The sequence below is a fragment of the Streptococcus mitis genome, from assembly GCF_946190375.1.
Classification (GTDB): domain Bacteria; phylum Bacillota; class Bacilli; order Lactobacillales; family Streptococcaceae; genus Streptococcus; species Streptococcus mitis_CJ.
The window spans coordinates 18871-39966 of sequence record NZ_CAMIAF010000021.1; the positions used below are offsets into that span (position 1 = coordinate 18871).

Sequence of the window (21096 nt, forward strand, 5' to 3'; positions counted from 1 at the left end):
CAAAAAACTTGAAAAAAGTGAATGTTTGCGTTATCATTTTCATATAGAAAGAAAAAGAGGTATTACAGATGGCTATTATCTTACCAGATCTTCCATATGCATACGACGCTTTGGAACCATACATCGATGCGGAAACAATGCACTTGCACCATGACAAACACCATCAAACTTATGTCAACAATGCCAATGCAGCTCTAGAAAAACACCCTGAAATCGGTGAAGATCTTGAAGCCTTGCTTGCTGATGTAGAATCTATCCCAGCTGATATCCGTCAAGCGCTTATCAACAATGGTGGTGGACACTTGAACCACGCTCTTTTCTGGGAATTGATGACTCCTGAGAAAACAGCTCCTTCAGCAGAACTTGCAGCAGCAATCGATGCAACATTTGGTTCATTTGAAGACTTCCAAGCAGCCTTCACTGCAGCAGCAACAACTCGTTTTGGTTCTGGCTGGGCATGGTTGGTTGTCAACAAAGAAGGGAAGCTTGAAGTGACTTCAACAGCAAACCAAGACACACCAATCTCAGAAGGTAAAAAACCAATCTTGGGCTTGGACGTTTGGGAACATGCTTACTACGTGAAATACCGCAACGTGCGTCCTGACTACATCAAAGCTTTCTTCTCAGTGATCAACTGGAACAAAGTAGATGAATTGTACGCAGCTGCTAAATAATGATAGTTGGAGGGAAGAATTGTTCTTCTCTTTTTAAGGTTATATTATTTTGGTCTGACAAAATCGTCAGACTTTTTTCATTTTTATGAGAAACGTGCTAACTGCTAGAAATTATGGTAGAATAAAGTATTAAGTAATCGTGGAAAAAGGATATCTATGCGAAAAGAAATTGCACCTGAATTATACAACTATAACAAGTTTCCTGGTCCTGAGTTCCATTTACACGGGGACAAGGTAGAAACGGAAGGGATAGCTTTTTCCTTGGTGGAAAACATCAAGGATGCCTTCGATGTGACGGCTTTTAATCAGCGTTTTTCAGAAGTCTTAACCAAGTTTGATTATATCGTGGGAGACTGGAGCAATGAACAGCTTCGTCTACGAGGTTTTTACAAGGATGACCGAACAGAAGAAAAACTTGAAAAAATCAGTCGTTTACAAGACTACCTTTTAGAGTATTGTAGTTATGGTTGTGCCTATTTTGTCTTAGAAAATGAAGCCCCTAAGCGAGCATCATTTGACAAGAAAATGCGTAAGAAGGAAGAAGAACCACCTTCTAAAAAAGGAAAGAAATCGACTCAAACCAAACGAAAACCGAATGCAGATAAGAAAAATAGACGTCGTCAGAAAGACCAGCATTCTCAGAAAGAGGACAAGGGACAACGTCATTTTGTCATTCGTCAGAAGTGAGTAGAGAATAAGGAGAAGAAATGAAACCGTCAATTTATAGTTTAACACGTCAAACCATGCAGGAATGGGTTTTGGAGCAAGGAGAAAAGAAATTCCGTGCAGATCAAATCTGGGAATGGCTCTACCGTAAACGTGTCCAGTCATTTGAAGAAATGACCAACCTTTCCAAAGATTTGATTGCTAAGCTTAATGATCAGTTTGTGGTCAATCCCTTGAAACAGCGTATCGTGCAAGAGTCTGCTGATGGGACAGTTAAATATCTTTTTGAATTGCCAGATGGAATGCTGATTGAGACAGTACTCATGCGTCAACACTATGGTTTGTCAGTCTGTGTGACCACTCAGGTTGGCTGTAATATCGGTTGTACCTTCTGTGCCTCTGGTTTGATCAAGAAACAACGCGACCTTAATAATGGGGAAATCGTAGCGCAAATCATGCTGGTTCAGAAATACTTTGATGAGCGTGGTCAGGACGAACGCGTCAGCCATATCGTTGTCATGGGAATCGGTGAGCCCTTTGATAACTACAACAATGTCTTGAATTTCGTTCGTACTATCAATGATGACAAGGGAATGGCCATCGGTGCTCGTCACATTACGGTTTCAACCTCAGGTTTGGCCCATAAAATTCGCGACTTTGCTAATGAAGGTGTTCAGGTCAATCTTGCCGTTTCCCTTCATGCACCTAACAATGAGTTGCGCTCAAGTATTATGAAGATTAACCGCGCCTTTCCGATTGAAAAACTCTTTGCAGCTATTGAGTACTACATTGAAACAACAAATCGTCGTGTGACCTTTGAGTATATCATGCTCAATGAAGTCAATGACGGTGTAGAACAAGCCTTGGAATTGGCTGAATTGCTCAAGAACATCAAGAAATTGTCTTATGTAAACTTGATTCCTTACAACCCAGTTAGTGAGCATGACCAATATAGCCGTAGTCCCAAAGAGCGCGTCCTGGCCTTCTATGATACGCTTAAGAAAAAAGGGGTTAACTGTGTTGTTCGTCAAGAGCATGGTACTGATATTGATGCAGCTTGTGGACAATTGCGTTCTAATACAATGAAACGTGACCGCCAGAAAGCAGTCGCAGCAGTCAATCCTTAATGATGAAGAAAACTTATAATCATGTTTTGGTCTGGGGAGTCATTTTCTATAGTATTTGTATCGTTTACTTTTGCTTTACTCCTCAAGAACATTCTCCCATGGGGGTGGAAACTCCAGGTATTCAGCATCTTGGACGCCTGGTTTTTCTTTTGACTCCTTTCAATTCTTTCTGGAAACTGGGTGAGGTGAGTGACATAGGACAATTATGTTGGATTTTTCTACAAAATATCCTCAATGTCTTCTTGCTTTTTCCTCTGATTTTCCAACTCCTTTATCTCCTTCCAAACTTGCGTAAGACAAGAAAAGTGATTTTTTTCAGTTTTCTAGTGAGTCTTGGAATCGAGTGTACGCAGTTGGTCTTAGATTTTTTCTTTGATTTTAATCGCGTCTTTGAGATTGATGATTTGTGGACCAATACCTTGGGTGGCTATCTGGCTTGGCTACTTTATAAACGATTACATAAAAACAAGATAAGGAATTAAAATGAGTATTTTAGAAGTTAAAAATCTGAGTCATGGTTTTGGTGACCGTGCAATTTTTGAAGATGTATCTTTCCGTCTCCTCAAGGGAGAACATATCGGTCTGGTCGGTGCCAATGGTGAAGGGAAATCGACCTTTATGAGTATCGTGACTGGTAAGATGTTGCCAGATGAAGGGAAGGTTGAGTGGTCTAAATATGTGACGGCAGGTTACTTGGATCAGCACTCTGTCCTTGCTGAAGGGCAGTCGGTGCGTGATGTTCTCCGTACAGCCTTTGATGAGCTTTTCAAAGCGGAAGTCCGTATCAATGACCTTTATATGGAAATGGCTGAAGATGGAGCGGATGTTGATGCTCTCATGGAAGAAGTTGGCGAACTTCAAGACCGTTTAGAGAGTCGTGATTTCTATACCTTGGATGCTAAGATTGATGAAGTAGCACGTGCCCTTGGTGTCATGGACTTTGGCATGGATACGGATGTAACCTCTTTGTCAGGTGGACAAAGAACCAAGGTGCTTTTGGCTAAACTCCTCCTTGAAAAGCCTGATATCTTGCTGCTGGACGAGCCGACCAACTACTTGGATGCTGAGCATATTGATTGGCTCAAGCGCTATCTCCAAAACTATGAGAATGCATTTGTCCTTATTTCACATGATATTCCATTCCTAAATGACGTTATCAATATTGTTTATCATGTGGAAAATCAACAGCTGACGCGTTATTCTGGTGACTACTACCAGTTCCAAGAAGTCTATGCTATGAAGAAATCTCAGCTAGAGGCTGCCTACGAACGTCAGCAAAAAGAAATTGCAGACCTCAAAGACTTTGTAGCTCGAAACAAAGCGCGTGTTGCAACACGAAACATGGCCATGTCTCGTCAGAAGAAATTGGATAAGATGGATATTATCGAACTGCAAAGTGAGAAACCAAAACCATCATTTGATTTCAAACCGGCTCGTACACCAGGGCGCTTTATCTTCCAAGCCAAGGATTTGCAGATTGGTTATGACCGTCCTCTTACTAAGCCCTTAAATCTTACCTTCGAACGCAATCAAAAGGTTGCTATTATCGGGGCAAATGGTATCGGGAAAACAACTCTCTTGAAGTCTCTCTTGGGTATTATTCCACCAATTGCTGGGGAAGTCGAACGCGGTGATTACCTAGAACTTGGTTATTTTGAGCAGGAAGTAGAAGGGGGCAATCGTCAAACACCTCTTGAAGCTGTCTGGAATGCCTTTCCGGCCCTCAACCAAGCAGAAGTCCGTGCAGCCCTTGCCCGTTGTGGTTTGACAACCAAGCATATTGAAAGCCAAATTCAAGTCTTGTCAGGTGGGGAACAAGCCAAGGTTCGTTTCTGTCTCTTGATGAATCGTGAAAACAATGTGTTAGTACTTGACGAGCCAACCAACCACTTGGATGTGGACGCCAAGGATGAACTCAAACGCGCTCTCAAAGAATACAAGGGATCGATTCTTATGGTCTGTCACGAACCTGACTTCTATGAAGGCTGGATGGACCAAATCTGGGATTTTAACAAGCTAACTTAAAATGAGTATAAAAGAAATACAGTACCGTATGTGGGTACTGTATTTTTTAGATCTTTAAGATTTAAAATTGTAGTCTTTCACTACTTCGATACTATCGATTGTAATAGCAGTAGTTGGTTTGTCTTTCTCATCTTTTTCGGCTTTAGCAATCTTATCTACAACATCCATACCGTCAATGACTTGGCCAAAGACTGGGTGTTTGCCATCTAGACTAGGATTTCCACCTTCTTTATAAGCTTCGATGATTTTCTTTGGATACTTGCTTGTAGGGAGTTTAGCAGAGGTATCTGTAGAGTTTTGGTTGATGAAGAATTGGCTACCGTTGGTGTTTGGTTGACCAGTATTAGCCATAGAAAGAGCGCCACGGATGTTATAGAGATAAGGAGTAATCTCGTTTTTGAAACCAGTTCCCTTGTCTTTAGTCTTATCCTTGTCATGCCAGATGGACTGACCACCTGTACCGTCCCCTTTTGGATCTCCAGTTTGAACCATGAAGCCATCGATGACACGGTGGAAGGTAATGCCGTTATAGTAGCCTTCTTTGGCATGAGTGAGGAAGTTTTCAACCGCTAAAGGAGCGAGTTTAGGGAAGAGTTTGATACGGATATCTCCTTGACTTGTGTGGAGAATCACTTCAGCTTCATCTTCAGCAACTTCTTTAGATAGTTGTGGGAAATTGGCGTTTTCGTTTGTTAAAGCATCGTTTAACTCCTTGGCAGATTGGGCAGCTGCTTTGGAACTTTCTTCAGCAGCTAAGCTAGAATCTACATAGTCATCACCACGCAAACTACGTTGTATGTTGCTACATCCAGCTAGAGCTACAGTGGATAGTAAAAGAAGGGTTGCTAGTTTTTTCATTCTATTCCTCTCAAAAATTCATTTCTACCATTGTACCCTAAAAGGAAGGGGATTTCAAATGTTAGTGGCAGGGTAGTTTTACAGTCAAGCAACCAAAAAGTCGCTTGTTTAGAGGTATCAATACCATAAGTGTACTCGAAGTATTTAGGAAACCAGATCTTAAGAAAGCTCGTAAAGCATCACAATTAGCAAACGTTAATTCGAAAGAATTACTATATTTTAAAAGAGCACATTTTCAAAGGATTTTTTCTTTTGCCTTCAATTCCTAATTAATCAATGAACTTAATACTAGGTCTCGAAAAGAATTATGCTTCCTCTTTCTGTCTGAGTTCAAAGAGGTCTTCTACTTTCAGATTAAAAACTTGAGCAATTTTAAGAGCCATTTCAAGCGAAGGATTATAACGATTGTTTTCCAAGTGCAGAATTGTCTCGCGTCGCATGCCGATGCGGTCGGCTAACTCCTGCTGGGTCATGCCTGTGGACTCACGAACAGATTTGAGATTAGTAATAATTTTGCTTTCTTTGGACATGCTTATCCTCTACGTTCCAAGATAAAATAGACAACCGCAAAGATGCAAATCAAGGCAGCTATGCTAATAAATATCTGTCCCATGTAAAGAGTGAGAGACCCCATATACCCAATGATAACTGATAGGATCATCAGTGTGCCTAGTATAAAAACCAACATCAAGCTAGCTGCCTTTGCTAAATTAGCATAAAAACGTTCGTCCGGAGTTTCCTTGACATTTTTTAAAGAGAAAAAAACAAATACAATCACTTCAATAACGAGGCCCATTCCCAAAATCCATTCTTTAATACCAGAACTTTCGCTTGGGGTCGCAACCCAAATTCCTACTGTATAAAAAATGCTTGCTGCAAACACAAGTATCGTGTAAAGCTTAGCAGACAAGTCAAAAATAATCTTTCCCTTACCTTTCTGACTCTTATGTAGCCAGCTCCAAATAGCTACAATTTGACCTGACACTGAAATACCAGTAATAACTAACTTGGGTTCCCAACTAAGATTAGAACCAAATAAAACAGTAAAATCAATAAAGAGAGCTACGGCAATCATTGCAATGAGGCCACGCATTTTTTGACTTTTTTTCATGATAGACTCCTTTTTTGTGTTATAAATATATAACACTTAAATTTTATGTTACAAATATATCACATTTAAATTTAGAAAGCAAGAATTTATGTGCCAAGGTGGCAATTATTTGAAAAAATTTTTTAATAAAAGCCCTTGATGGTCAAACAACTAAAGAATTCTTTGAAGCAATGCATCGGATTTGGTTTGGATAGTTTCGTTAATAATATTTGATGATAAAGAATTTTTGGAAAATCTTGATACTGTATGAATCTCTACTTTTTTCTTAGACTGTTATAAACTCTCTCAGAATAAGCTTTGTAGGTGTAGAAGTTAATTTTTACAGAACTAAATTATTCCCCTATTTAGAATCTATTAATTTATATTTTATAAATTAATTGGTAGATATCGTTCTTAAAATCCTTGATATTTCGCTTGGGAACGAGCTTAGGATTTAGGAGCCAAGTATCCAAATCTCGTTCAGGCAATATGAAAGGTTTGACTTGGTGTTCTTTATAAAATTTTTCTAAAATAGTATTTATGTCATTCTCTTTCTGATTTTTCTTTAAAATATAACAAATTTCTAAATGGTTTAAGAATTTTATAGTCTGTCAAGTTTTTTTCTTGACACCTGTCAGAAATCTGCTATAATAGAACATGTGCTAAATAGCTCAGCTATTTCACCGAAATAAAAAATAAGAAAAGAGACTTTAAAAATGGCAGTTAAAATCCGTTTGACTCGTATGGGTTCTAAGAAAAAACCTTTCTACCGTATCAACGTAGCAGATTCACGTTCACCACGTGACGGACGTTTCATCGAAACAGTTGGAACTTACAACCCACTTGTTGCTGAAAACCAAGTAACTTTGAAAGAAGATCGCGTTCTTGCATGGTTGGCTGATGGAGCTCAACCTTCAGATACAGTTCGCAACATCCTTTCAAAAGAAGGCGTATTGAAAAAATTCCACGATTCTAAATTCTCAAAATAAGTTTAAAGTAGGTTGACAGATGGATACGATTGAAAATCTCATTATTGCGATTGTGAAACCCTTGATTTCACAACCAGATGCCTTAACTATCAAGATTGAAGATACACCAGAGTTTTTGGAATATCATTTGGATCTTGATCAAAGTGATGTGGGTCGTGTAATCGGTCGTAAGGGTCGCACTATTTCTGCGATAAGAACGATTGTCTACTCTGTCCCAACTGAAGACAAAAAAGTAAGAATCGTTATTGACGAAAAATAAGAAGGGCGGGACGAATGTCTCGCTTTTTTGCGAGAAGTGTAAAATTGCAGCCATTAAGTACCAACATGAACGTGATTTGGAAGGCTTTTTAAAGGGGGACTGGAAAAGAATGAACATTGATTGTATTTTAAACATAGATTGGGCAATGTACATTGATTGGTTATTGCGAATTTTACAGACTTCGACTTTTATAGGTGTAATTTTAAAAATTAGTTTTCAGAATAAGGCCTATATCAATAATATCGAAATTCAGGTAATTAAACCATTCGAGTTTGAATCTTTACATACAAATTTTCACTATATTCATGAGTTTACACATAATATAAGTAGCAAACCTTTTAATCATTTGATTTTTTATCCCAAAGAAGTTGATATTGAAATAGTAGAATTTTATTCTTTAAACTATGATTCAAGAAACGTTTGTTTGATTGTAAATAATAAACTGCATACAGTTAAAAATTTAAAGAATTATACATAGTTATCGATTTATATAAATTTACCAGAGAATATGCCTAGTTTAAGAATGAAATTGAAAACAAGTCAGGGTGAAATTGGCGAGTATACATTTTATAGTAATATGTATAATGGGAATGTAAATATCTCATCTTTCAAATATAAATTAACATTAAAGAGGAAACTATTAGCACTTTTTGGACTATAGCGGGCTCTCTATGTATTTTCCTCTAACTTGAGAAAATCCTTGGAACGTGTTAAAATAAAGGATAAGGATTTTTAATAATTCATTATATAGAATGAGTGGATTTCTTTATGAAGAGGTTTGAAGTATCTACAGAAATTGGTAGTCTCTCTGTTACTTATCAAAAGCAAAAGAAAATGCTAGTTTGCTTAAGTGGCGCGGGTTTGCTACCAAGTTATGAAAATTTTTCACTTATACTTGAAAAACTTCCTCCTACAATTGGTTATTTGACTATTGATTTTCCGAACACAGGTAGGAGTCCGATTCATGACCAAGCTGGAAAAAATCTGGATAATCTTGCAGATGCGGTTTATGAAGTACTTGAAGTATTAGGGATTTCTGAATATATACTTTGTGTACATAGTTTGAGTGGAATTTTAGCTTGTAAATTGCTCAACAAACCAATTAAGTGTCAGGCTTTAGTAGCAATGGAACCGACAACTAAAAAAGTTATGTTTGCTGATTTTTCAGAAAATCCTTATCCAGAAATGGAAGAGCAGATGAGGCTGATTGAGGAGTGTGGTCCTGAACTTTATTTTAAGAACTTAACTCAAGCCACATTTTGCCCTGAAACTAATAAAAAAATCTGGGAATTAATGCAAGAAAAAGGCTCAGAATTGGAAAATCAAGATCCAGGATTTCAGATATCTGGAGAGATTACTGAGGAAGATTTTGAGAATGTATCTATAGAATCTTATATCCCTGTGTTTATTTTTTGTCAGGCTTATAGAGAAAAAGAGTACAGAGAATCAGAATATTGGACTTCCAATACTAAACTCATTTTAGGAGGGAATAACCATTATTTACAATGGTCAGAATCAGAAAAAATTGCGACTATTATTCGAGAATTGTCAGAATAAGATGGAAAGAAGGAGACTATAGGAGACAAGATGAACTACTTTAATGTTGGGAAAATCGTCAATACGCAGGGGTTGCAGGGTGAGATGCGAGTCTTGTCTGTGACAGATTTTGCAGAAGAACGGTTTAAAAAAGGGGCTGAGCTGGCCTTGTTTGATGAAAAAGATCAGTTTGTTCAAACAGTGACCATCGCTAGCCACCGTAAACAGAAGAACTTTGACATTATTAAATTCAAAGATATGTATCATATCAATGCCATTGAAAAGTACAAGGGATACAGTCTCAAGGTTGCTGAGGAAGATTTAAACGATTTAGATGATGGTGAATTCTACTATCATGAGATTATCGGTTTGGAAGTCTATGAGGGTGATAACTTGATTGGAACCATCAAGGAAATCCTGCAACCAGGTGCCAACGATGTCTGGGTGGTTAAGCGAAAAGGTAAACGTGACTTGCTCTTGCCTTATATCCCACCAGTGATTATCAATGTTGATATTCCGAATAACCGTGTCGATGTGGAAATCTTAGAAGGGTTAGACGATGAAGATTGATATTTTAACCCTTTTTCCAGAGATGTTTTCTCCACTGGAGCACTCAATCGTTGGAAAGGCTCGAGAAAAAGGGCTCTTGGATATCCAGTATCATAATTTTCGAGAAAATGCTGAAAAGGCCCGCCATGTAGACGATGAGCCCTACGGAGGTGGTCAGGGGATGTTGCTACGAGCCCAACCCATTTTCGATGCCTTTGATGCTATTAAAAAGAAAAATCCGCGCGTCATTCTTCTCGATCCTGCTGGGAAACAGTTTGATCAAGCTTACGCTGAGGATTTGGCCAAAGAAGAGGAACTGATCTTTATCTGTGGTCACTACGAGGGGTATGACGAGCGCATTAAGACCTTGGTGACAGATGAGATTTCCCTGGGCGACTATGTCTTGACTGGTGGAGAGTTGGCGGCTATGACCATGATTGATGCTACAGTTCGCCTGATTCCAGAAGTGATTGGCAAGGAGTCTAGCCACCAAGATGATAGTTTTTCTTCAGGTCTTTTAGAATATCCTCAGTACACACGTCCCTATGATTACCGAGGTATGGTCGTGCCAGATGTACTGATGAGCGGACACCATGAGAAGATTCGTCAGTGGCGATTGTATGAGAGTTTGAAGAAAACTTATGAGCGCAGACCGGATTTGCTTGAACATTATCAACTGACAGCAGAAGAAGAAAAAATGCTAGCAGAAATCAAAGAAAACAAAGAATAAAGGAGATACCTATGCAAGTAATCAAACGTGATGGTGAAATTGCTGAATTTAATCCAGATAAGATTTACCAAGCTATCTTAAAGGCAGCCCAGACTGTCTATGTATTGACAGATGATTTGCGTCAAAATCTTGCACAAGTCACTAAGAAAGTGGTTTTGGATTTGGAAGAGGCCAAGGTGGAACGTGCTACCATTAGCATGATTCAGTCTATGGTTGAACATCGTTTACTGGGTGCAGGTTACATTACCATTGCAGAACATTACATTTCCTATCGTCTACAACGTGACTTGGAAAGAAGTGGTTATGGAGATCATATCGCAGTTCATTTACATTTTGAACAAATTCGCTAAGAAAAAAGAGTGGGATGAAGCAACTACATCTCACTCTTTCTTAAATCTATTTTTTTGGGCTGTTTGGACAGTTGAGGGGACAAATCGTAGGCGTTGAATATCGCTTATGCGGATAATACGGGTCACATTTTTGGCAAAATTTTTCACGATAATTTGCTGGCGTTGCTGATCGTATTTGATGATGTCACCTGTAAAACTTGTCTCAGACAAGATAAGGTGAACAGCGGTTTGTTTCTGGATAGCCTCTTCAATAGTGGCTGTAAGGGAGTTGCTTTCAGTCTGGTCAGGTTGGTCATGTCCATTTAAAAAGTCATGTATTTTATCTAGAACTTGCTGGAATTTATGTCTCATATTGGCCTCCCTTCTTTTATATCAATATTATATAAAATTTTCCTAAAATCTACAAGATTTTACGAATAATCAAATGAAAGCTAAAAAAGGAGAAGAAAATGGCAGAATTTACATTTGAAATCGAAGAGCACTTGTTGACTCTTTCTGAAAACGAAAAAGGTTGGACCAAGGAAATCAACCGTGTGAGCTTTAATGGTGCCCCTGCAAAGTTTGATATTCGTGCTTGGAGTCCAGATCATACTAAAATGGGCAAAGGGATTACTCTCTCCAATGAAGAATTTCAAACGATGGTGGATGCTTTTAAAGGAAACTAAGTTTTCAAAATGAAAGAAAAGGATATTGAGTTATGACAACTCGATATCCTTTTTTAGTTAGTGAAGTAAGGCTGATTTTTAAGGCGTTGAAGTAGGGGACGGCTAATAAAACTAATAGCTAGAAGTTTACCAAGGTCTGGGATAATAAAGGGAATGACCCCCACAACAAGAGCTTTTTCAAATGGCATTCCAGCTAGGAAATGCAAGCTAAGAATCCCTCCGACAAAGACAAGGGCATCACCCAAGAGGTTTGCAAGAAAAATATTGACAATCCCACTCTTGCTGTTAGTTAGGGAAGAAGTAAGTCCAGAGTATACAAGATAAAACCAAAGATAGCCTGCAGTAGGGCCCACTAAAGCCTGAAAACCAGCTCCACCTCCTGCAAAGACAGGAAGACCGATAGCACCTAGAAGAAGATAGAGTCCGACAGAAAGTACAGCCTCTCTCGGTCTAAAGACAGTAGCAATCAAGCCGATTGCAAAGTTTTGCAGAGTGAAGGGAACAGGTCCAATTGGAAGACTGATTTGTGCCAAAACAGCAATGAGAGCAGCCCCAATAGCAGGGATAGCATAAACGTGAGCTTTTTTCAAAATAGTTAACCTCTTTTCTTATGTATAGTAACTATTATAGTCGCAGAGGAATGATTGTCAACCAATTTTTAAAGATAAGTTAACAAAAAACTGTAACAGCCGATTTGCTGACTGGGTAAGTTGGATAATTATTTTGTTGATTCGAAAATCGCCTTTATAGATAATCCCATTTTATCAAAAAAAATATACTATAAATACTTGACAAACTAAAAAACAAGTGCTACATTAATAAATGTAAACGGATACATCTAGATGTGTTCAATTTTAAAAGGAGGGGTAGTTATGAGATATTTTAACTACTCTAGATACCATAACGGTGATTAAAAACCTAAATATTATCAATTCATATTAAAGTAATACGGAGTTACTAAAAGAGGATTAGTACAGAGTTTTATAAAATATTTTAATTCAAGGAGAAGTAAAATGAAAAAAAGAATTAATAAGAAAGCATCTGTTTTTCTAGTTGCAAGTGTTTTAAGTTTTAGCTTTGCTACTGTAGCTAGTGTTGTTAGTGCAACTACAGCACACCCTGCTCCAAGTCCCATTATTGATATATGGGAATATGGTGTAAATGATAACTCTGGTTATTCGAATTACTATGTTAAATCTCCAGATAATATTGGTTCAAAATCTTCAGTAACGAATTTTTGGGGAACAGTTAAAGCTCAGGATAAACAAGATTATGGATGGGCATATTCAAGTGCTACAAAATCTTGGAGCGATGTTCGATTAAATGCATATTGGGATTATTATAGATTTTAAAAATAATTTATGAAAACAAGAGACCCAATTATAAAATAGGGTCTCTTGTAATATGGTAATTGCTTATGAAATTAAAATTATGTACCATTGGATTCTTCTTCTGTTTGATTGCTGCAATTGGTTGGGTCACTATTAGCGATACCGAAATGCCCATACCTTTACCAATTGATGGTGCTTTTTCTATTCAAGGAAAAAGCAATCTTTCTAATAATGAAGTATACGAAATGGTTCGTGACGTATCAAAAAGGGAAAAGGTTACCATTTACAAGCCAATCGTTCAGAGTTCGGGTCAGTTGAAGTATGTAAATTTTGATGATGTAAATAATGAACAATTAAAGTCCGCACCAATAATAGGGATGTATTACACCCTTGGGAAAATGGATATAGATAGTTTGAAACCACTTACGATGACGGGGTTGCAAACAGTATATATGGCTTATCCTTGGTATATAGGAGGAATCTTACAATTTACTGGAACTTTAAGAATACTGTTAATGGGTTCAATTTACTTAACTTTATTAGTTGTGTTATTTGTTGTTAGAACGAAGCAGATTAAAGAAGGAGTGATACGACGTTCTTTGGGATTGCCTGTATACGATCTAAGAAGAGATTATGGTATTTCTCTTATTTTTGAACTGATTATGATGGCTTTATTGATGATTTCTTACAGTTCTTTTTTGGGAAATGGTTTCTTCACCTATAGTTCTAAGTTATTTTTCTCTCTGATTTTAACGAATTTTATACTATTTCAAATCATTGATCTCATCACCTTTGTTTTATTTTGGTTGACGATTCAGGTTGAAAAGCCTATTGAAATTATTAAAAACAAGGCAAAAAATAAACTTATTTTTGTCGTATGGCTTGCCATTATTTCGATTATTATCCTTATCTCAGGAGTTTTTTTACAAGAAACAAAGAGTAGTCAATCTAGTATTAACATACAGATACAGAATTTAGTACCATGGGACACAGTAAAAGACTGGAGAAGGATTGAGTTCCTTGGAATTGAAAGTAACTCTACTAAAAATGGAGAAGTTAATGATTCGGATGGTCAGTATCTACAGATAGCTGCTGCCTTAAAAAACTTAGATTATTTATATATAGACCGATCTAAGGCATATGTTCCAGATTTCATGAAAACATCTCATGTTTTAGAAGACTTTTCTAAACAATTAGAAAATGACGGAATAACGAATCCAGAAATAAATAAAGAGTTGATTTATATCAATCAAACAGGTGCTAACCTACAAAATAAAGTGAATGGAACAAACTATCATCTTTTAGATAATAAGATAGCAACCATCTATATTCCTGAGAAATGGAAAGAAAATCAGAAATCTATTGAAAATACAGTTGTAGCAGAACAATTTATTGGAACAAACTATACAAAAGAAGAAATTGCAGTACAAATAATTCCTGATGGGAAAAAAATTTTTTATTTTAATGAAGATGCTGATGATAATCATAAAATGAAAGAGTTTTTACCAATCGCAAGTGTAGCAGATAGTAAAGATAACATTGTTGTTGTGTTAGATACGGACAAAATGATTGAAAACAACAAGTTTTCTTTGGCTAGTAATATAACATATAAGTCTCTTTTTAGTCCTGAGGCGGTAAATAAAATAAATGAAATGGCTAGCCAGTTGAATTTTTCAATGAATCCAGTAGATGTTTACCAAATTGTGAAATTAAAGATCCAGTCCTTAGAGCACCAAATTCTACTTTCACAAATTTTGCAGAAGATAATTTACAGTATTGTCTTTATACTCATTTATCAATATGTCCAACTTTATATTGCCCTAAAACAGAATGAATATGTGAAAAAAATTATTTTGGGTCTGTCAAAAACATATATAGCAATTTCAAGTCTCAAGTATTTTATGATGACTATTACAATAGTTATCCTATTTACATTTCTTATGACAGGTCAAATAGAGTTGCTATATATTGGTCTCGCTTCTCTGCTCGTTTTGATGTTGTCAATAATCATGAGTTTTAGAAAATTATCTGAAAGCTATACTAAAATTTTAAAAGGAGATGAAACATGACAATTGACCTTTTGAACGTTTCAAAAAGTTTCGGCTCAAAAAAGATCTTTACAGACTTAAATTTAAAATTTGAATCTGGAAAAAGTTATGCATTGATTGGAGGTTCTGGCTCTGGTAAAAGCACCCTTCTTAACATTATAGGAAGATTAGAAAAAATTGACAGTGGGAATGTTTTAGTTGATAAACAAGATATTTGGAAGATAAAAGAAAGAACTTTTTTTAAAAATACTGTTGGATATGTATTTCAGAATTATTCTTTAATAGATAACAAAACAGTATATGATAATTTGAAACTTATCACTAAAGACAAAAAAACAATAACTGATGTACTTGAAAAAGTAGGACTGTCAAATGACTATTTACATCAAAAAATATATGAATTGTCTGGAGGGCAGGCTCAACGTGTAGCTATTGCCAGAATGTTAATGAAACCACGAAAAATTATCTTAGCAGATGAGCCTACAGGAGCTTTAGATGGTGAGATTGGAAAAGAAATTATTCGTTTATTATTGAATGAAAGAGATGAAGACAAATATGTAATTATAGCGACACATGATCCAGCTGTCTATAACGAAGTTGATGTGATCATTGATATGAAAGATATAGGGGATAATGTATGAAAAAGATAATTTATATTGCTTTGATCTTTGTAGCTGGGCTACTTGCTATTTTCTTCTTTGGAAAACAAATGATTACAAAAGAAAATACCAATAAACCAACACTGGAGTTAATAGTCTATACGCTTTCTTCTAGTGATACAGAAAAATGGAATAAAGTGAGACAAGTAGAAACGGAAGAAGCTATATACTTCATAACTGTGAAAGAATTAGCATCTTCAGAAGAAGTATTTTCAAACATCATTGCAAATGGAGCTGCTGCGGGGGTCGGAGTTCGTGAAGAAGAAGTGAAGAAATTCAATAATGGTTTAGGAGACACTATAGAGGACTCTAAGCATAATAAACTCATTGGAATAGAATTTTTTACTTTTTCTAATGCTGACGAGGGATTTGTAGTAGCAAATTTTGACTACGGTAACGAAGAGTTGAATTCTAAGAAAAAAGAGATAAAAGACTTATATAAAAAAATATATGAATCTTTTAAAGAAAAGAATAGATGATTGTGTTATAATCCTTATATTTTGCTATGGTTTGTTAATTGATTTTTTCATATCTCATTTCAACATACTATAAAATAAGACATAAGAAAACGAGTATCTCCAACTACGGAAATACTCGCTTTTTGATATTTAGAAGTGTTTTTTGCTCTGCTTCTTTTATTTCGATTAACGCATGGTTACAAATTCTTCAGATGCAGTTGGGTGAATCGCCACAGTTGCATCAAAGTCAGCCTTGGTTGCTCCCATTTTGATAGCCACAGCAAATCCTTGAATCATTTCATCAACGCCGTAGCCAATTCCATGAAGTCCGACAACTTTTTCTTCTGAACCAGCTGTGATCAATTTGAAACGTGTTTCTTGACGGTTGCCAGTGCAAGCAGAGTACATAGAAGTAAAGCTTGATTTGTAAACCTTGATTTGGTCTTGTCCGTATTCTTTAATAGCTTGTTCTTCTGTCAATCCAACAGTTCCGATAGCAGGGTGTGAAAAGACAACGGTTGGAATAGTTGAGTAATCCATTTTTGCAGTAGTTTTTCCATTAAAGAGACGTTCAGATAGGGTACGCCCAGCCTTGATAGCAACTGGAGTCAGTTCTTTTTCACCTGTTACATCACCTAGAGCGTAGATTCCTTCAACAACAGTATTTTGGTATTCATCAACTTGGATAAAGCCACGTTCGTTCAGAGTCACTCCAGCTTTTTCAAGTTGCAAGCCCTTAACGTTTGGACGGCGGCCTGTAGCCCAGATAACTTGACTAGCTGTGTGACTAGTACCATCTTCGAAATGAATGGTAATGCCTTCAGCAGTTTTTTCTAACTTGACAGGGACTTTGTGAGTATGAAGTGGCAAGTTTGTTCTTTCCATTTCCTTTACCAAACCTTCAACGATGTAAGAATCAAAACCACGTAAAGGGCGATCGCGACGAACAAAGAGGTCTGTCTTGACACCGAAAGTGTGGAGTACGCCAGCCAATTCAACGGCGATATAACCAGCACCTAGAATTGCAACTGACTCTGGAAGTTCTTCCCAGGCAAATACATCATCAGAAGAGCCACCTAGTTCAGCACCAGGAATGTTTGGAATACTTGGATGGGCACCAGTAGCAATCACGATATGTTTAGCACGAATCAGTTCACCATTTACGCTAACAGTATGAGAATCTACAAATTCAGCATGGCCTTCAATCAGGTCTACGCCGTTGCGTTTAAAACTGCCATCATAAGAAGAACGAGCACGATCAATGTAGGCTTCACGATTGCGACGTAGGGTTGCAAAGTCAAAGTTAAGATCAGTAGTCTTAAAGCCGTAGTCTTCTCCAAATTGATGGAAAGTCTCAGCGATTTGCGCCCCGTACCACATAATTTTTTTAGGAACACAGCCGACATTGACACAGGTTCCACCTAGTTTCTTTTCCTCAATAACGGCTGCTTTAGCTCCGTGTTCACCAGCACGGTTCATGGTAGCAATTCCTCCGCTACCTCCACCGATAGCAATGATATCGTATTCTCTCATTGAAAACTCCTTTGTACTCTTTTAAATAGTAGAGTGTCATTTTTTGATAGTCATATTCTATCTTTTTTTTGATTTGATTGCAAAAATCTGCTACGTTCAAAAAAATTAAAGAAAAGGCTTGCAAAAAAGAAAAATAAAGTGTATCATATAACTAGTACAATGATTGCGAAATAAATTCCGAACAATAATTAAATCCTGAAATGTCATTATTTCGTTCTGAAATGTTATTGTTTCAAATTGATAATTTTTGTATAATATTGTTAAGAACTTTAAATCAAAAAGGAGTTTCATTATGAAAAAGAATGGTAAATCTAAAAAGTGGCAATTGTATGCAGCAATCGGTGCTGCAAGTGTAGTTGTATTGGGTGCTGGGGGGATTTTACTCTTTAGACAACCTTCTCAGACTGCTGTAAAAGATGAGGCTACTCATCTTGTTGTTGCCAAGGAAGGAAGCGTGGCATCCTCTGTTTTATTGTCAGGGACAGTAACAGCAAAAAATGAACAATATGTTTATTTTGATGCTAGTAAGGGTGATTTAGATGAAATCCTTGTTTCTGTGGGTGATAAAGTCAGTGAAGGACAGGCTTTAGTCAAGTACAGTAGTTCAGAAGCCCAGGCGGCCTATGATTCAGCGAGCCGAGCAGTCGCTAAGGCAGACCGTCATATCAACGAACTCAATCAAGCACGAAATGAAGCCGCTTCAGCTCCCCAGTTACCAGCGCCAGCAGGAGGCGAAGGTGCAGCAGCCCAAACTCCAGCTCCAGTCTCAGGAAATTCAGTGTCATCTATTGATGCACAACTAGGTGATGCTCGTGATGCTCGTGCAGATGCAGCAGCACAATTAAGTAAGGCTCAAAGTCAGTTGGATGCAATGACGGTTCTCAGCACTCTAGAAGGAACTGTAGTCGAAGTCAACCGCAATGTTTCAAAATCTCCAACTGGAGCTAGCCAGGTGGTAGTTCATGTCGTTAGCAATGAAAACTTGCAAGTTAAGGGTGAACTATCTGAATATAACCTTGCCAACTTATCTGTAGGTCAAGAAGTGACCTTTACTTCTAAAGTTTATCAAGATAAGAGCTGGACAGGTAAGCTTAGCTATATTTCTGACTACCCTAAAAACAATGGCGAAGCAGCAAGTGCAGCTGCAGCAGCAGGCGGTAATTCTGGTTCTAAATATCCATATACCATCGATGTTACAAGTGAAATCGGTGATTTGAAACAAGGATTCTCAGTAAGTGTTGAGGTCAAGAACAAGAGTAAAGCCATTTTGGTTCCTCTAACAAGTATTGTGACTGAAAATGATAAGAACTATGTCTGGGTGCTTGACGAGCAGAAAAAGGCCAAGAAAGTGGAAGTTAGTTTGGGTAATGCTGATGCAGACAACCAAGAAATCACTTCAGGTCTGACAAATGGAGTCAAGGTCATCAGTAACCCAACGTCTTCTCTAGAGGAAGGAAAAGAGGTGAAGGTTGATGAAGCAACTAATTAGTCTAAAAAATATCTGCAGAAGCTACCGTAACGGTGACCAAGAACTGCAGGTTCTCAAAAATATCAACCTAGAAGTGAATGAGGGTGAGTTTGTTGCCATTATGGGACCATCTGGTTCTGGTAAGTCCACTCTCATGAATACGATCGGCATGTTGGATACACCAACCAGTGGAGAATATTATCTTGAAGGCCAAGAAGTAGCTGGACTTGGTGAAAAACAACTAGCCAAGGTCCGTAACCAACAAATCGGATTTGTCTTTCAGCAGTTCTTTCTTCTATCTAAACTCAATGCTTTGCAAAATGTAGAATTACCCTTAATTTACGCAGGAGTTTCGGCTTCAAAACGTCGTAAGTTAGCTGAGGAATATCTAGATAAGGTTGAATTGACAGAACGTAGTCATCATTTGCCTTCGGAATTATCTGGTGGTCAAAAGCAACGTGTGGCTATTGCGCGTGCCTTGGTAAACAATCCTTCTATTATCCTAGCAGACGAACCGACAGGAGCCTTGGATACCAAAACAGGTAATCAAATCATGCAATTATTAGTTGACTTGAACAAAGAAGGAAAAACCATTATCATGGTAACGCATGAGCCTGAAATAGCTGCTTATGCCAAACGTCAGATTGTCATTCGCGATGGAGTTATTTCATCTGATAGTGCTCAGTTAGAAAAGGAGGAAAACTAAGATGCAGAATCTGAAATTTGCCTTTTCATCTATTATGGCTCACAAGATGCGTTCTTTGCTTACCATGATTGGAATTATTATCGGTGTTTCATCAGTTGTTGTGATTATGGCTCTGGGTGATTCCATGTCTCGATATCTCAATAAAAACATGACTAGATCTCAGAAAAATATCAGTGTCTTTTTCTCTTCTAAAAAAAGTAAAGATGGGTCTTTTACTCAGAAACAATCAGCTTTTACGGTTTCTGGAAAAGAAGAGGAAGTTCATGTTGAACCACCAAAACCGCAAGAATCTTGGGTCAAGGAGGCAGCCAAACTGAAGGGAGTGGATAATTACTATTTAACCAACTCAACGAACGCCATCTTGACTTATAAAGATAAAAAGGTTGAAAATGCCAATTTGACAGGTGGAAACAGAACTTATATGGAGGCTGTTAACAATGAAATTCTTGCAGGTCGTAGCCTGAGAGAACAAGATTTCAAAGAATTTGCAAGTGTCATTTTGCTTGATGAAGAATTATCCATTAGTCTATTTGGATCTCCTCAAGAGGCTATTAACAAGGTTGTAGAAGTCAATGGTTTTAGTTATCGAGTCATTGGTGTTTATACTAGCCCAGAATCTAAAAATTCAAAAATATATGGTTTTGGTGGCTTACCTATTACCACAAATATCTCCCTTGCTGCGAATTTTAATGTAGATGAAATAGCTAATATTGTCTTTCGAGTGAATGACACAAGCTTGACTCAAACTCTGGGTCCAGAATTAGCACGAAAAATGACAGAGCTTGCTGGCTTGCAACAGGGAGAATATCAAGTGGTAGATGAGTCAGCTGCATTTGCAGAAGTTCAACAATCGTTTAGTTTTATGACGACGGTTATTAGTGCCATTGCAGGAATTTCTCTCTTTGTTGGAGGAACTGGTGTTATGAACATTATGCTGGTTTCTGTTACAGAGCGTACCCGTGAGATTGGTCTCCGTAAGGCTTTGGGTGCAACTCGTGCCAATATTTTAATCCAGTTTTTGATTGAATCCATGATTTTGACCTTGTTAGGTGGATTAATTGGTTTGACAATTGCAAGTGGTTTAACTGCCTTAGCAGGTTTGTTACTACAAGGTTTGATTGCGGGTATAGAAGTTGGAGTATCAATTCCAGTTGCCCTATTTAGTCTTGCAGTTTCGGCTAGTGTGGGTATCGTTTTTGGAGTCTTGCCAGCCAACAAGGCATCGAAACTTGATCCAATCGAAGCCCTTCGTTATGAATAGAATAAACAAGATGGACACTCGTCTATCTTGTTTTTGTAGGCTCTTTGTCAACTGTAGTGGGTTGAAGAAAAGCTAAGATCGAGAAAGGACGAAATTTGTCCTTTCTTTTTTGAT

General features: G+C 37.5%; 26 protein-coding genes. 20 read left to right on the forward strand and 6 right to left on the reverse strand.

Annotated features, from left to right (window positions below; translation table 11 throughout):
- Positions 1-68 precede the first annotated feature (68 nt).
- The 5 genes from sodA (at position 69) to N8M09_RS09465 (ending at position 4492) form a co-directional block, all read left to right on the forward strand.
- A complete protein-coding gene (sodA, locus tag N8M09_RS09445) occupies positions 69-674 on the forward strand; it encodes a superoxide dismutase SodA (protein ID WP_020903212.1) in 606 nt (201 codons plus the stop codon).
- Positions 675-830: 156 nt separating this feature from the next.
- The gene (locus tag N8M09_RS09450) at positions 831-1361 is read left to right on the forward strand and encodes a YutD family protein (RefSeq protein WP_261064994.1); all 531 of its coding nucleotides are present in this window, start codon (positions 831-833) and stop codon (positions 1359-1361) included.
- A 20-nt stretch (positions 1362-1381) separates the two neighbouring features.
- Positions 1382-2467, forward strand: a complete 1086-nt coding sequence (gene rlmN, locus N8M09_RS09455; protein WP_000804760.1) for a dual-specificity RNA methyltransferase RlmN — start codon at positions 1382-1384, stop codon at positions 2465-2467.
- Positions 2467-2949, forward strand: coding sequence for a VanZ family protein (locus N8M09_RS09460; protein ID WP_261064995.1), 483 nt, complete (start codon positions 2467-2469; stop codon positions 2947-2949). Before rlmN ends, N8M09_RS09460 begins: the two co-directional genes overlap by 1 nt.
- A gap of 1 nt (position 2950) precedes the next feature.
- On the forward strand, positions 2951-4492 hold the full coding sequence (locus tag N8M09_RS09465) for an ABC-F family ATP-binding cassette domain-containing protein (protein ID WP_173253317.1): 1542 nt from the start codon (positions 2951-2953) through the stop codon (positions 4490-4492).
- A gap of 54 nt (positions 4493-4546) precedes the next feature.
- Here N8M09_RS09465 and N8M09_RS09470 read toward each other — a convergent pair whose 3' ends face one another.
- The 3 genes from N8M09_RS09470 to N8M09_RS09480 form a co-directional block, all read right to left on the reverse strand.
- Entirely contained in the window at positions 4547-5350 is an 804-nt protein-coding gene (locus N8M09_RS09470) for a peptidylprolyl isomerase (RefSeq protein WP_049499633.1), read from the reverse strand.
- Positions 5351-5655: 305 nt separating this feature from the next.
- Positions 5656-5880, reverse strand: a complete 225-nt coding sequence (locus N8M09_RS09475; protein WP_049534530.1) for a helix-turn-helix transcriptional regulator — start codon at positions 5878-5880, stop codon at positions 5656-5658.
- 2 nt (positions 5881-5882) lie between these two features.
- Positions 5883-6461 (reverse strand): hypothetical protein, encoded by a 579-nt coding sequence (locus tag N8M09_RS09480; protein ID WP_261064996.1) that lies wholly within the window; start codon positions 6459-6461, stop codon positions 5883-5885.
- Positions 6462-7156: 695 nt separating this feature from the next.
- Here N8M09_RS09480 and rpsP point away from each other — a divergent pair.
- From rpsP to N8M09_RS09515, 7 genes are all read left to right on the forward strand, one after another.
- Entirely contained in the window at positions 7157-7429 is a 273-nt protein-coding gene (gene rpsP, locus N8M09_RS09485; protein ID WP_000268760.1) for a 30S ribosomal protein S16, read from the forward strand.
- A 19-nt stretch (positions 7430-7448) separates the two neighbouring features.
- Entirely contained in the window at positions 7449-7688 is a 240-nt protein-coding gene (gene kphA, locus N8M09_RS09490; protein WP_000379617.1) for an RNA-binding protein KphA, read from the forward strand.
- Positions 7675-8166, forward strand: coding sequence for a hypothetical protein (locus N8M09_RS09495; protein ID WP_261064997.1), 492 nt, complete (start codon positions 7675-7677; stop codon positions 8164-8166). Before kphA ends, N8M09_RS09495 begins: the two co-directional genes overlap by 14 nt.
- Positions 8167-8456: 290 nt before the next feature.
- Positions 8457-9245, forward strand: a complete 789-nt coding sequence (locus tag N8M09_RS09500) for an alpha/beta fold hydrolase (protein WP_261064998.1) — start codon at positions 8457-8459, stop codon at positions 9243-9245.
- Between the two features lie 30 nt (positions 9246-9275).
- On the forward strand, positions 9276-9794 hold the full coding sequence (gene rimM / locus N8M09_RS09505) for a ribosome maturation factor RimM (protein ID WP_261064999.1): 519 nt from the start codon (positions 9276-9278) through the stop codon (positions 9792-9794).
- A complete protein-coding gene (gene trmD / locus N8M09_RS09510) occupies positions 9784-10503 on the forward strand; it encodes a tRNA (guanosine(37)-N1)-methyltransferase TrmD (RefSeq protein WP_261065000.1) in 720 nt (239 codons plus the stop codon). Before rimM ends, trmD begins: the two co-directional genes overlap by 11 nt.
- Positions 10504-10514: 11 nt before the next feature.
- Positions 10515-10853 (forward strand): ATP cone domain-containing protein, encoded by a 339-nt coding sequence (locus tag N8M09_RS09515; RefSeq protein ID WP_001196040.1) that lies wholly within the window; start codon positions 10515-10517, stop codon positions 10851-10853.
- A 30-nt stretch (positions 10854-10883) separates the two neighbouring features.
- Here N8M09_RS09515 and N8M09_RS09520 read toward each other — a convergent pair whose 3' ends face one another.
- The gene (locus N8M09_RS09520; protein WP_001216096.1) at positions 10884-11204 is read right to left on the reverse strand and encodes a hypothetical protein; all 321 of its coding nucleotides are present in this window, start codon (positions 11202-11204) and stop codon (positions 10884-10886) included.
- 98 nt (positions 11205-11302) lie between these two features.
- Here N8M09_RS09520 and N8M09_RS09525 point away from each other — a divergent pair, with 98 nt between their 5' ends.
- Positions 11303-11518: a YdbC family protein gene (locus tag N8M09_RS09525; protein ID WP_000807422.1), complete on the forward strand. Its 216-nt coding sequence runs from the start codon at positions 11303-11305 to the stop codon at positions 11516-11518.
- A gap of 53 nt (positions 11519-11571) precedes the next feature.
- Here N8M09_RS09525 and N8M09_RS09530 read toward each other — a convergent pair whose 3' ends face one another.
- On the reverse strand, positions 11572-12108 hold the full coding sequence (locus N8M09_RS09530; protein WP_261065001.1) for a biotin transporter BioY: 537 nt from the start codon (positions 12106-12108) through the stop codon (positions 11572-11574).
- Between the two features lie 423 nt (positions 12109-12531).
- Here N8M09_RS09530 and N8M09_RS09535 point away from each other — a divergent pair, with 423 nt between their 5' ends.
- The 4 genes from N8M09_RS09535 (at position 12532) to N8M09_RS09550 (ending at position 16035) form a co-directional block, all read left to right on the forward strand.
- Positions 12532-12870, forward strand: a complete 339-nt coding sequence (locus N8M09_RS09535; RefSeq protein WP_000746107.1) for a hypothetical protein — start codon at positions 12532-12534, stop codon at positions 12868-12870.
- Between the two features lie 65 nt (positions 12871-12935).
- Positions 12936-14918 carry an ABC transporter permease gene (locus tag N8M09_RS09540; RefSeq protein ID WP_261065002.1) on the forward strand — a complete coding sequence of 661 codons (1983 nt, stop codon included), beginning with the start codon at positions 12936-12938 and terminating at the stop codon, positions 14916-14918.
- Positions 14915-15538 carry an ATP-binding cassette domain-containing protein gene (locus N8M09_RS09545; RefSeq protein WP_224218296.1) on the forward strand — a complete coding sequence of 208 codons (624 nt, stop codon included), beginning with the start codon at positions 14915-14917 and terminating at the stop codon, positions 15536-15538. Before N8M09_RS09540 ends, N8M09_RS09545 begins: the two co-directional genes overlap by 4 nt.
- Complete coding sequence (locus N8M09_RS09550) at positions 15535-16035, forward strand: hypothetical protein (protein WP_224218295.1); 501 nt, start codon at positions 15535-15537, stop codon at positions 16033-16035. Before N8M09_RS09545 ends, N8M09_RS09550 begins: the two co-directional genes overlap by 4 nt.
- A gap of 165 nt (positions 16036-16200) precedes the next feature.
- Here the strand turns inward: N8M09_RS09550 and gor are convergent, their stop codons facing one another.
- Positions 16201-17547 carry a glutathione-disulfide reductase gene (gene gor / locus N8M09_RS09555; RefSeq protein ID WP_261065003.1) on the reverse strand — a complete coding sequence of 449 codons (1347 nt, stop codon included), beginning with the start codon at positions 17545-17547 and terminating at the stop codon, positions 16201-16203.
- A 289-nt stretch (positions 17548-17836) separates the two neighbouring features.
- Between gor and N8M09_RS09560 the strand changes: the two genes are divergently transcribed.
- Genes N8M09_RS09560 through N8M09_RS09570 form a run of 3 tightly spaced genes read left to right on the forward strand, consistent with a single transcriptional unit; the run spans position 17837 to position 20982 of the window.
- Positions 17837-19036, forward strand: a complete 1200-nt coding sequence (locus tag N8M09_RS09560) for an efflux RND transporter periplasmic adaptor subunit (RefSeq protein ID WP_261065005.1) — start codon at positions 17837-17839, stop codon at positions 19034-19036.
- On the forward strand, positions 19020-19721 hold the full coding sequence (locus N8M09_RS09565) for an ABC transporter ATP-binding protein (protein ID WP_033680086.1): 702 nt from the start codon (positions 19020-19022) through the stop codon (positions 19719-19721). The genes N8M09_RS09560 and N8M09_RS09565 overlap by 17 nt, the downstream gene beginning before the upstream one ends.
- A gap of 1 nt (position 19722) precedes the next feature.
- Positions 19723-20982: an ABC transporter permease gene (locus N8M09_RS09570; RefSeq protein WP_261065004.1), complete on the forward strand. Its 1260-nt coding sequence runs from the start codon at positions 19723-19725 to the stop codon at positions 20980-20982.
- The last annotated feature ends 114 nt before the right edge of the window (positions 20983-21096 follow it).